General features: G+C 38.1%; 12 protein-coding genes. All 12 read left to right on the top strand.

The window, feature by feature from the left end:
• The first annotated feature begins 16 nt into the window (after positions 1-16).
• The 12 genes from IGJ66_RS09040 (at position 17) to uxaC (ending at position 11,557) form a co-directional block, all read left to right on the top strand.
• Positions 17-331 (top strand): YbaB/EbfC family nucleoid-associated protein, encoded by a 315-nt coding sequence (locus IGJ66_RS09040; RefSeq protein WP_067480379.1) that lies wholly within the window; start codon positions 17-19, stop codon positions 329-331.
• Positions 332-355: 24 nt separating this feature from the next.
• Complete coding sequence (gene recR / locus IGJ66_RS09035) at positions 356-952, top strand: recombination mediator RecR (protein ID WP_067480382.1); 597 nt, start codon at positions 356-358, stop codon at positions 950-952.
• Positions 953-1,016: 64 nt separating this feature from the next.
• Positions 1,017-1,661, top strand: coding sequence for a dTMP kinase (gene tmk, locus IGJ66_RS09030; RefSeq protein ID WP_067480385.1), 645 nt, complete (start codon positions 1,017-1,019; stop codon positions 1,659-1,661).
• Positions 1,662-1,675: 14 nt separating this feature from the next.
• The gene (locus tag IGJ66_RS09025) at positions 1,676-2,005 is read left to right on the top strand and encodes a cyclic-di-AMP receptor (RefSeq protein ID WP_067480388.1); all 330 of its coding nucleotides are present in this window, start codon (positions 1,676-1,678) and stop codon (positions 2,003-2,005) included.
• 8 nt (positions 2,006-2,013) lie between these two features.
• Positions 2,014-2,958 (top strand): DNA polymerase III subunit delta', encoded by a 945-nt coding sequence (gene holB / locus IGJ66_RS09020; RefSeq protein ID WP_218657894.1) that lies wholly within the window; start codon positions 2,014-2,016, stop codon positions 2,956-2,958.
• Between the two features lie 29 nt (positions 2,959-2,987).
• The gene (locus IGJ66_RS09015; protein WP_067480397.1) at positions 2,988-3,812 is read left to right on the top strand and encodes a PSP1 domain-containing protein; all 825 of its coding nucleotides are present in this window, start codon (positions 2,988-2,990) and stop codon (positions 3,810-3,812) included.
• On the top strand, positions 3,805-4,152 hold the full coding sequence (locus tag IGJ66_RS09010; RefSeq protein ID WP_067480400.1) for a DNA replication initiation control protein YabA: 348 nt from the start codon (positions 3,805-3,807) through the stop codon (positions 4,150-4,152). Before IGJ66_RS09015 ends, IGJ66_RS09010 begins: the two co-directional genes overlap by 8 nt.
• Before the next feature lie 84 nt (positions 4,153-4,236).
• The gene (gene rsmI / locus IGJ66_RS09005; RefSeq protein ID WP_270659599.1) at positions 4,237-5,109 is read left to right on the top strand and encodes a 16S rRNA (cytidine(1402)-2'-O)-methyltransferase; all 873 of its coding nucleotides are present in this window, start codon (positions 4,237-4,239) and stop codon (positions 5,107-5,109) included.
• A gap of 563 nt (positions 5,110-5,672) precedes the next feature.
• Complete coding sequence (gene dinB / locus IGJ66_RS09000) at positions 5,673-6,788, top strand: DNA polymerase IV (RefSeq protein WP_071868185.1); 1,116 nt, start codon at positions 5,673-5,675, stop codon at positions 6,786-6,788.
• Between the two features lie 547 nt (positions 6,789-7,335).
• Complete coding sequence (locus IGJ66_RS08995; RefSeq protein WP_430616517.1) at positions 7,336-8,964, top strand: mannitol dehydrogenase family protein; 1,629 nt, start codon at positions 7,336-7,338, stop codon at positions 8,962-8,964.
• A 2-nt stretch (positions 8,965-8,966) separates the two neighbouring features.
• A complete protein-coding gene (gene uxuA, locus IGJ66_RS08990; RefSeq protein WP_430616516.1) occupies positions 8,967-10,040 on the top strand; it encodes a mannonate dehydratase in 1,074 nt (357 codons plus the stop codon).
• Positions 10,041-10,141: 101 nt separating this feature from the next.
• On the top strand, positions 10,142-11,557 hold the full coding sequence (uxaC, locus tag IGJ66_RS08985; protein WP_086270785.1) for a glucuronate isomerase: 1,416 nt from the start codon (positions 10,142-10,144) through the stop codon (positions 11,555-11,557).
• Positions 11,558-11,570 lie beyond the last annotated feature (13 nt).

The following is an 11,570-nucleotide window of genomic DNA, read 5'->3' as shown; positions in this document are numbered from 1 at the left end:
AAAGGAGAGAGATACAATGATGCGTGGAATGGGAAATATGCAAGGAATGATGAAACAAGTACAAAAAATGCAAAAAGAAATGGTTCAGGCACAAGATGCGTTGAATGAGAAAGAATTTACAGGGGCAGCAACCAATGATTTAGTAAAAGTAGCGTTCACTGGGGATCGTCGCATGAAAGACGTTGAGATCAAACCAGAAGTACTAGATCCAGAAGATCCAGAAATGTTGCAAGACTTGTTAGTTATGGCTGTCAATGATGCGTTAACAAAAATTGACACAGAAACTGAAAAAACAATGGGTAAATATACCAAAGGAATGCCTGGATTCTAATTTTTTCGTGAAGGAGTAATGATTATGCAATATCCAGAACCAATTGCCAAACTGATCGACAGCTATATGAAACTTCCTGGGATTGGTCAAAAAACGGCTACACGTTTAGCATTTTTTACAATCGATATGAAAGATGAAGTAGTTAATGAATTTGCCAAATCGTTGTTGAGTGTCAAGCGTGATTTGCACTTTTGTAGCATTTGCGGAAACATTACTGAAGAAGACCCTTGCGAAATTTGTAAAGATCCGTCACGCGACCGCAGTATTATTTTAGTAGTCGAGGAACCCAAAGATGTGATGGCAATGGAAAAAATGCGCGAGTACCATGGCTTATACCATGTTCTTCATGGCGTGTTATCGCCAACTGAAGGAACTGGACCAGAAGATATCAATATTTCCTCTTTATTGCAACGACTGCATAACGATGAGGTAAAAGAAGTCATCATAGCAACAAACGCAACAACGGAAGGTGAAGCAACTGCGATGTATCTATCTCGTTTAATCAAACCTGCTGGCATCAAAGTCACTCGACTAGCACATGGTTTATCTGTCGGTTCAGATATCGAGTATGCGGATGAAGTTACGTTGTTAAAAGCAGTTGAAGGACGGCGTGAGCTGTAATTTTTTGAAATAATTTGAATTTCAGCTACAATGAAGATGTAGTGCAAGAGATGGAGGCAAAAGTGTGAACGGACTATTTATCACAATTGAGGGGCCGGATGGTGCTGGAAAAACGAGCATCCTGAAGGAATTATTTCCTCTATTGAAAAAAGTCGCAAAAACAGAAATGATTCAAACAAGAGAACCTGGTGGTATTCCAATTGCGGAAGAAATTCGCCAAGTCATTCTTGATCCTAAAAACGAACGGATGGATGAACGAACAGAAGCACTTCTTTATGCAGCTGCTAGAAGACAACATTTAGTTGAAAAGATTTTGCCCGCATTAAAAGAAGGAAATATTGTTCTTTGTGATCGTTTTGTGGATAGTTCACTTGCCTATCAAGGTGCTGGACGACGTATTGGCATGCGTGAAATCGCTCGATTAAATGAGTTTGCAACGGAAGGATTGACGCCTGATTTTACTTTATATCTGGATGTTGATTCTGATACTGGGTTGCATCGTATCCAAAAAAATCGCCAGAATCAAATTGATCGCTTAGATTCTGAGGGACTTGAGTTTCATCAACGGGTTCGTCATGCGTATCTAAAACTTGCGGAAGAATACCCAGAACGTATTCATAAAATTGATGCAAGATTGAGTTTTGAAGAAGTTCTTCAGGCTAGTTATTATGCTATTATTGAGAAATATCCACAATTTTTTGAAAATTAGGAAGGTGACTGTGTATGAAAATTATTTTAGCTATTATCCAAGACAAAGATAGTAACCGTTTATCTAATGAATTGATTGATGCCAATATCCGAGCAACAAAATTATCTTCAACTGGTGGCTTTTTAAAAGCTGGCAATAGCACATTTATTGTAGGGATTGAAGATGAACGAGTAGATGAAGCGCTTGAAATTATCAAGAAGACTTGTGAATCTCGTAAACAATTTGTTTCAACACCAGTTACGTTGGATATTTCTATGGATGGCGGCGTTCCTTACCCAGTAGAGGTGGAAGTTGGCGGAGCAACAGTCTTTGTTTTACCTGTCGAAGGATTCCATCATTTTTAGGAGGAGCTATGAAACAAGAAGAGTTAGTGAAACTGGCTCAAATGCAACATTTCGTTTATCAACAGCTTCAACGAAGTTTTGAGCATGGGCGCCTCGCTCATGCTTATCTTTTTGAGGGCGAAAAAGGAACGGGTAAACATGAAATGGGTATTTGGTTGGCTCAGCATTTATTTTGTACACAATTAACAGATAACCAGCCTTGTGGTGTTTGCAATAACTGCCAGCGGATTCAAAATAACGAACATCCAGACGTATTAGTGGTCGAACCTGAAGGGCAAACAATCAAGGTAGATCAAATTCGTCGTTTACAAACAGAATTTAGTCGAAGTGGATATGAATCAAAAAAGAAAGTTTTCATAATCAAGGAAGCAGAGAAAATGAATGTGAGTGCGGCAAATAGTCTACTCAAGTTCTTAGAAGAGCCACCGGGTGATTTTCTAGCGATTTTAGAAACAGATGCGATTGGCCGAATTTTACCAACGATTCAATCACGTTGCCAAGTTTTGCATTTTCAAGAACTTTCAAAAGAAGTTTTAATCCACAAGCTACAAGAAGAACAAATTCCATTGGAAAAAGCGAAACTTTTGGCATTCTTAACCAACAGTTTACGAAAAGCAGTTGAAATCTCAGAAGATGAATGGTTTAATGAGGCTAAGGACTCGATTTATCAGTGGTTCACCTATCTACAAAAGCAAGACCCACAAGCATTTATCTATGTCCAAAAGAAATTGACCAAAGTATTTAAGGAAAAAAGTCAACAGTTTATGGCACTTTCAATTCTGTTATTTTATTTCCAAGAAGCACAAAAGCAAGCAATTTTTGCTGAAGAATCAAACAAGACAAAAAAAGCCAATCAAATCATTGAACATATTTTAGTTGCTGAACAAAAACTACGCAGTAATGTGAGTTTTCAGGCAGTAGCTGAACAGTTCGTTTTACAAACGATTTTTTAATTATAGCTGAGTAACCAAGGAGGTTGGAAATGGTAGAAGTAGTAGGCGTCCGTTATAGAGATGCTGGGCATATCTATTATTTTGCGCCAGGGGATTCTGAATATTTTTATAATGATAAGGTGTTAGTCGAATCTCAACAAACCTTACATATTGCAACAGTTGCCATTCCCAAACGAGAACTTGATTCCCAAGATTTACCAGAAGAAGTCAAACCCATTTTGCATAAAGCCTCGGCTACCGAGTTAGCAAAAGAACAAAAAAATCAACAAGATGCTACCGAAGCGTTAAAAATCGCCAAACAAAAAGCGCGCGAACACGAATTAGAAATGAAAATCGTGAAGGTGGAGTACACGTTTGATCGAAGTAAAATGATTTTTTCTTTTACTGCTGATGGACGAATTGACTTTCGGGAATTGGTGAAAGAGTTAGCAAGTATTTTTCGGACTAGGATCGAGTTACGTCAAATTGGCGTTCGTGATGAAGCGAAAATTATTGGTGGAATAGGCCCCTGTGGTCGACCATTATGCTGTTCGACATTTTTAGGAGATTTTGTACCGGTTTCAATCAAAATGGCAAAAGATCAAGGGCTTTCTTTGAATCCAACAAAAATTTCTGGCTTATGTGGACGGTTGATGTGTTGTCTGCAATATGAGAGCGCAGAATATGAGGCGGCAAAAAAAGAACTCCCTGACTTTGGAAAAATGATTGAAACACCTGATGGTAAAGGGAAAGTCGTAGGATTAAACCTGCTTAGCCGAATTGTAAAAGTTCGGTTGACAGGACGAGAAAATCCAGTGGAGTATGAATGGGATGAATTAAAAGACTTCATTCAAGTAGGTGAGATGAATGGATAAGCGATCTTTATATGACGGCTTAAACCAGCTAGAATCAGAATTACGAAATACCTTAACTGAATTAGTAGAAATGAAGCACGCACTTCATGAAATCGTCGAAAAAAATACTACGCTTGAGATGGAAAACCAACGCCTGCGTGAACATTTGCGTGAGTTGAATCAAGTGGCAGAAGCACCTGCTGAAAGCGTCAAACAAGAACTGTCAAAATCCCGAATGAATTTAGAAAAAATTTACGAAGAGGGATTTCATGTTTGTTATGACCTCTATGGTTCACGTCGCGAAAATGATGAGCCTTGCGCGTTTTGTTTAGAAGTCATTTATCGTGAAAGTGGACGCTAATACTAAAAAGTTGTCTATGCTAGGGGCAAAGACGTGAGTCGTTCGACTTGTGTCTTCGCTCTTTTTTTATTAAGGAGGCAGGAAATGTATAATCAAAAAAGTTTTAAGGATCATTCAGGTATAGGAACTTTGTATCTTGTTCCTACGCCGATTGGTAACCTTGAAGATATGACTTACCGGAGTGTTCGTCTGTTACATGAAGCAGATTTGATTGCAAGTGAAGATACACGTAATACACAAAAATTATTAAACCATTTTGAAGTGGAGACACCACAAAAAAGTTTGCATGAACATAACTATAAAGAACGAATTCCGTACTTACTCGAGCAATTGAAAATAGGACAATCGATTGCCCAAGTGAGTGATGCGGGAATGCCTTCTATTAGCGATCCTGGTCACGAATTAGTCGTCGCATGTATCGAAGAAGGAATCCCAGTCGTTTCGGTACCCGGACCTACGGCAGGTATCACGGCTTTGATTGCTTCAGGTCTCGTACCACAACCATTTTTATTTTATGGATTTTTACCAAGGAAAAAGAAAGAACAAAAAGAAACTTTGGCGCAATTAAAGACCCAAACAGCAACACTTATTTTTTATGAATCACCATACCGTGTAAGTGCTACACTCGAAAACATACGCGTGGTATTTGGAAATCGCCAAGTGGTTCTATGTCGAGAACTAACGAAGATCCATGAAGAATATCTACGTGGAGACGTAGACGAACTATTAATGTATCTAAAAGAAAATCAAATCAAAGGTGAATGTTGCTTGATGGTTGCGGGCGATGATGGTCGCCTGATCGAAGCAGAGGAAGTCAATCAAGTTTCTTTGAAGGAGCAAGTAGAGGCGTTGATTACAGCTGGTGAGAAACCAAATGCTGCTATTAAAAAAGTGGCTGCAATGAATCATCTGAAAAAGCAAGAAGTCTATCGACAATTTCATGAATTAGATGAATGAGAACAAAATTTCAACGTAATAGACAAAAAGTCGGGAACAAAGCATGTGTTTTGTTCCCGACTTTTTGTCTAAAAGCTGATTTAATACATGTTACTCAAAATAAGTGGGAAGAGGAGTGTTGAATTTCAGAAATGTGTACGCTTGTTTATTAATGACTTTAGTCGGTTTCATCTGTTTTACGTGCGAAACAAAAGCTAGGTGTTTCTACATGTGGACGAAATAGTTTCAACGATAAAAAAGTCCTTTCCATAGACTAATAAAGGGCTGTTAACCAAATTTTAGATTGAAAGTTTTTTCATATCTAATGATGATAAAAATTTAGCGTCTACTAGCTGGAATGGTGAGTAGTCTATCGTTTTTACTTCCTTTTTGCATGAAGCGAACCGAATGAATGATTTTGCACCGAGTAAATGGAACCATTTCATGATTAAGCAACAAAAAAAGTAACGCTCTTTATCAATAATCACGCACGTTTCAAAACATAAGATTTAAATCACAATTGCTTGATAGGGAACAAAAGTTCGACTATAATAACAAAGAGAGTAAGGTCGAGGTGAATAAATATGGAACTACAGTTTCCTTTACATAATGATACATCTAGAAAAATCATCCATATCGACATGGATGCTTTTTTCGCCTCGGTTGAAGAACGAGATCATCCAGAATTCAGAGGACATCCTTTGGTTATTGCTCGCCATCCAAGTGATACTGGTGGTCGGGGTGTCGTGACAACAGCAAATTATGAAGCCAGACAATATGGAATTCACTCAGCGATGAGTGCGCAAAAAGCATTTGAATTGTGTCCAACAGCTATTTTTAAACCTGGCGATCATCAAAAGTATTCTGAAGTATCCCAAATCGTTCGAGAAGTTTTTCACCGGTACACGGATATCGTTGAACCTGTCAGTATTGACGAAGCGTATCTGGATGTGACAGAAAACAAAGTGGGGTGTAAATCAGCAATTAAAATTGCTCGAATGATCCAAGCAGATATTTGGGAAGCTGTTCATTTAACTTGCTCGGCAGGAGTCAGCTACAATAAATTTTTGGCAAAACTGGCTTCTGATTATCAAAAGCCAAGAGGGATTACTGTGGTGACTCCTCAAGAAGCGGTGTCTTTTTTGAAAAAATTACCAATTGAAAAATTTCATGGTGTTGGTAAAAAAACAGTTCCTAAAATGAATGAGCTAGGAATTTTTACAGGTGCAGATTTATATGAAATGAGTGAAATGCAGCTGATTCAAAATTTTGGAAAAATGGGCTATTCACTTTATCGAAAAGTTCGCGGGATTCATGATTCTCCAGTCAACGTGACTCGAGAGCGAAAATCAGTTGGTAAAGAGCATACCTATGGTCAGCCATTGCAAACAGAAGAAGCTGTTTTGGCACAGCTTCGACAGTTGGCAGAAAAGGTAGAAGAAGCACTACGAAAAGTTCAAAAGCATGGAAAAACAGTCGTATTAAAAGTTCGCTATACGGACTATTCAACAATTACGAAGCGGGTAACGTTACCTGAATATATTTATAAAAAAGAAGCTCTATATTATCAAGCTAGTTTGATTTGGGAAGAAGTTTTGGGCGTAGAGAAGGGTGTTCGATTGTTAGGAATCACACTTACGAACTTAGATCCTATGACCTATGAAAATATTGTTTTACCTTTATGGGATTTGAAGGATTGATTAGGAGATGTTGTAAAAGAAGTGCCTAGCTCCAATAAATAAGAATAAATTACCAGAAATCTTTCTCAAATTTTTGAGTAATTTAGACTTATTTTGAGGAAGTTACTTCTTGAACACCGTGGATAAGGTTGTGGCGCAAACTGCTTAGCTCCGAACAGATAGCGAGCAAGCACTCAAAATAGCTCTTTATATTTTGAAGTGAATGCAAGCTATCTCGAGGAGTTGGTTTGGGAACACCGTGAATAAGGTTGTGGCGCCAAACGTTCAGCTTCGAAAAAATAATGAGCAACTGACAAAAATAGCATTTCATATTTTTGGACAGTTATGAATTAGTGCGAGAAGCTGCTTGGGGAACACCGTTTACTCTTAAAAAGAGGGTGTGGCAAGACTTATGCCACACCCTTTTTTGGGTTTTCTGATATATTAGTATTTGCTGTTTTTTTAATTATAAGATAAAAATAAATGAAATTGACGTATTGACAAAGCCTAAATGGGCGAATATAATGCAAGTATCAAAACAACTGATATATCAGTTTGGGGGGATTCTGTGATTGACTTAAAAGATTGGCAAAAATCACTAACTGAGTTAAAACAGGCAGGAATTACTATTCCTAACTATGATGTTGCTTCAGTCAAGGAAAAGGGAAAAGAAGTACCTGTGTGGCTTCATTTTGGTGGTGGAAATTTATATCGTGGGTTTCACGCAGAGATTGCACAACGGTTAGCTGATAAAAAAGAATTAGCTGCTGGTATAGTTGTATGTGAAACTTTCGACAAAGAAATAATTGAGAAGGCTTACAAACCATTTCATAGTGATGTAGTGGAAGTAGTGATGCATGATGATGGAATGTTAGATAAAAAGCTTTTAGCTGCAACAGCAGATGCTTTCTTTTGTCATCCTAGTGAGAAAGAAAGTTTTGCACAAGTTGTTCATTATTTTGAAAATCCTAGCTTACAGTTTACCACCTTTACGATTACTGAAAAAGGGTATCACTTGAAAGACGCTGCTGGGAAATTTTTCCCAGTAGTAGAAGCAGATATTGAAAATGGTCTTGAAGCTCCTCAACATACGATGAGCATTGTGACCGCATTATTACACAAACGATTTTTAGCGGGAAAATTACCGATTGCCATGATTTCAACTGATAATTTTTCGCAAAATGGAAAGCGATTCCAAAATAGCGTACTGACAATTGCCAAATGCTGGCAAGAAAAAGGGTTTGTTTCCAATGAATTTCTTGATTATTTAACTGATTCAGAAAAAGTAACCTTTCCTTGGAGCATGATTGATCGCATTACACCAAACCCCGCAAAAATTGTACAGGCGGAACTTGAGAAGCTCGGTTTTGTTGATATGGAAATTATTCATACAGAAAAACGCACGAATATTGCACCATTTGTGAATACAGAGGTTATTCATTATTTGATTATCGAAGATCATTTTCCAAATGGGCGCCCTGCGTTGGAAAAGGCAGGTGTCATCCTTACGAGCCAGGAAATTGTTGATAAAGCAGATGTGATGAAAGTAACAACATGTTTGAATCCACTTCATACGGCAATGGCAATTACTGGTTGTTTGCTTGGTTATCAATCGATTGCAGCTGAGATGGAAGACGAAGAGATTGTGGGATTGATTAAAGCAATTGGGTATCAAGAAGGCCTACCAGTAGTAGAAGATCCCCAAATAATTGATCCTAAACAATTCATTGATGAGGTGATTAAGAAACGATTGCCTAATCCCAACATACCTGATACACCGCAACGAATTGCGAGCGATACTTCGCAAAAAGTGGCAATTCGTTTTGGTGAAACCATTAAAAAATATACAGAAAAGTCAGCTGCGCAATCTCTCGTATTTATTCCAGTGGCAATTGCAGCTTGGTTACGTTACTTGTTGGCAGTTGATGATGAAGGAAATGAATTTGTACCAAGCCCTGATCCATTGTTAGCTGAATTACAGGAGCAGCTGGCAAGTCTTCATTTAGGTGAACAATCGCCAGAGGTAATTCATCAAAGTGTTGCAAGTATTTTAGCCAATGAAACAATTTTTGGTTCAAATTTATATGAAGTAGGCCTTGGCGAAAAAATTGAACAAATAGTAACAGAAATGTTAGTAGGTCCAGGAGCAGTTAGACAAACGATTCGTACCTACTTAACAAATTTCGGAGGAAAATAATCATGGAAATGACTTTTAGATGGTACGGTTCACAAGAAGAAAAGATTACGTTAGAAGAAATTCGACAAATTCCAGCGATGAAGGGGATTGTGGGAACACTTATGGATATCCCCGTTGGAGAAGTGTGGCCGAAAGAACGAATCAAAGCACTGAAAGAAGAAATTGAAGCAGCAGGCTTAACGTTAAAAGTTATAGAAAGTGTTAACGTTCATGATGATATCAAGATTGGCTTGCCAAGTAGGGACCGATATATTGCAAATTATCAACAAACGATTCGAAATTTGGCAGCATTTGGTATTGAAGTAATCTGTTATAATTTCATGCCTGTTTTTGACTGGGTAAAATCCGATCTCGATTATCGCTTGTCAGACGGTTCCTCAACATTAGCGTATATTGCAGCAGATATTCCGGAAGATCCAGAAGAAATTATTAAAAAAGTTGAAAATTCCAGCAATGACTTTGAGTTACCGGGCTGGGAACCAGAACGTTTGGCACAAGTAAAAGAATTACTTCAAGCCTATAAAGAGGTGGATGAAGCTAAGTTACGCGAAAACTTTGCTTATTTTCTGAAGGCGATTATTCCGACTTGTGAAGAAGTTGGTATAAAAATGGCGGTCCATCCAGATGATCCACCGTATTCGATTTTTGGCTTGCCACGAATCGTGAAAAATCGAGAAGATTTGGACTGGATTTGTCAAGTAGTTGATAGTCCTGCAAATGGAATTACGTTGTGTACAGGTAGCATTGCGGAAGACCCAGCAAATAATGTTTATGAAATCATGGCAGAATTTTGTCAACGAGATCGGATTCCGTTTGCCCATGTTCGTAACATCAAATTTATCCAAGAAAAAGATTTCTATGAAGCACCACACAAATCAGAATACGGTTCATTAGATATGTATCGAATTTTAAAAGCAATGTATGACAATGGGTTTAATGGTTATATCCGTCCTGACCATGGACGAATGATCTGGGGGGAAACAGGACGCCCGGGTTATGGCTTATATGATCGCGCACTTGGGGCGGTGTATTTGAATGGTCTTTGGGAAGCATTAGAAAAAGAAAATCAAAAATAATTGAAAGGAATCATCTTTAACGTCAACAGAAAAGGAATGAGGCTGAGCAATTTTTAAGTTCAGCCTCTGAATAAAAATCAAAAAGAAGGAAGCGCTTAACTATGTTTTTAGATGAAAATTTTTTATTAACCAATGAAGTAGGACGCAAGTTATTCCATCAGTATGCCAAAGATGAACCAATTATTGATTACCACTGTCACTTAGAGCCAAAAGTCATTTTTGAAAATCAACAGTATGAGAACCTAACTCAAGTTTGGCTCAACGATCGCGGAGCAGGCGATCATTATAAATGGCGTTTGATGCGAGCTAATGGTGTCGCTGAAGAACTAATTAGTGGCGATGGTGATGATTATGAAAAGTTTTTGGCCTTTGTTCGAACAATGGAAAAAGCTCCGGGAAATCCAATTTATGAATGGTCTCATTTAGAGTTGCGTCGTTACTTTGCTATTGATTTAATCATTAATCAAAAAAATGCACCAGAAATTTGGCGACAAGCCAATGAAAAAATTCAAACCGATGCATATCGACCAAAAAAATTATTAGAAATGATGAAAGTTAAAGCAATCTGCACAACCGATGATCCTACTGATGACTTAGGGTATCATGCAGTATTAGCACAAGAACATAATTCCTTTAAAGTATTGCCAACTTTTCGTCCAGATAACACTTGGGCAATTACTACAGAAGAATATCGTGAATACTTAGAAAAACTAGGTGAGAGTGCACAACAATCAATTCAAACGTTTGCAGATTTAACAATTGCTTTATCAAATCGTGTAGCATTTTTCCACGAAATGGGGGGACGTTTAGCGGATCAAGGATTGAATACGTTTGTGTATGCGCCGGCAACCAATGAAGAATTAGATGCAATTTTAGCACGTGCACTAACTGGAGAAACGAACTTTACAACAACGGAAGTGGCTCAATTTACAACAGCAATCCAAAAGCATTTGATGGGAGAATATCATCAGCGTCAATGGACGATGCAGATGCACATGAACGCATTTCGCAACGACTCAACGAAAATGAAACGAGAAATCGGAATCAATGTTGGTGGTGATTCAATGGGGGATCAAAGTGAACTGACAAAAAATATCGTAAACTTATTTGCTGAGGTAGAAGAGGCAAATCAGTTACCAAAAACAATCTTATATTCGTTGAATCCAAATGACTGGTTACCATTAGCAACAGCGATGCAAAGTTTTCAAGGAGAAATTGTTCAGAAACTTCAACTGGGTTGTGCGTGGTGGTTTAACGACACTTGTGAAGGAATGCGCAATCAGCTAACGATTATGGCACAACAAAGTTTGTTGGCTAACTTTACTGGGATGCTGACTGATTCTCGAAGTTTCTTGAGTTATCCACGTCATGAATATTTCCGTCGCGTATTATGTCAGCTCTTAGGTGAATGGGTCGATCAAGGCCGATTGCCTGAGGAAGATGAATATTTGGGACAGATCGTCAAAGATATTTGTTATGGCAATGCACATGAATATTTTGGCTTTTTTGAAAGTTGACGGAGGGTGGATG

Source organism: Enterococcus sp. DIV0176 (assembly GCF_050528535.1).
Lineage (GTDB): Bacteria > Bacillota > Bacilli > Lactobacillales > Enterococcaceae > Enterococcus_B > Enterococcus_B thailandicus.
This window is presented reverse-complemented; position numbering and strand designations above follow the sequence as displayed.

Bases quoted from the DNA above. Each gene is read 5' to 3' on its own strand.
- IGJ66_RS09040 (WP_067480379.1), top strand. From the start codon at position 17: ATGATGCGTGGAATGGGAAATATGCAAGGAATGATGAAACAAGTACAA.
- recR (WP_067480382.1), top strand. From the start codon at position 356: ATGCAATATCCAGAACCAATTGCCAAACTGATCGACAGCTATATGAAA.
- IGJ66_RS09025 (WP_067480388.1), top strand. From the start codon at position 1,676: ATGAAAATTATTTTAGCTATTATCCAAGACAAAGATAGTAACCGTTTA.
- holB (WP_218657894.1), top strand. From the start codon at position 2,014: ATGAAACAAGAAGAGTTAGTGAAACTGGCTCAAATGCAACATTTCGTT.
- IGJ66_RS09015 (WP_067480397.1), top strand. From the start codon at position 2,988: ATGGTAGAAGTAGTAGGCGTCCGTTATAGAGATGCTGGGCATATCTAT.
- IGJ66_RS09010 (WP_067480400.1), top strand. From the start codon at position 3,805: ATGGATAAGCGATCTTTATATGACGGCTTAAACCAGCTAGAATCAGAA.
- rsmI (WP_270659599.1), top strand. From the start codon at position 4,237: ATGTATAATCAAAAAAGTTTTAAGGATCATTCAGGTATAGGAACTTTG.
- dinB (WP_071868185.1), top strand. From the start codon at position 5,673: ATGGAACTACAGTTTCCTTTACATAATGATACATCTAGAAAAATCATC.
- uxuA (WP_430616516.1), top strand. From the start codon at position 8,967: ATGGAAATGACTTTTAGATGGTACGGTTCACAAGAAGAAAAGATTACG.
- uxaC (WP_086270785.1), top strand. From the start codon at position 10,142: ATGTTTTTAGATGAAAATTTTTTATTAACCAATGAAGTAGGACGCAAG.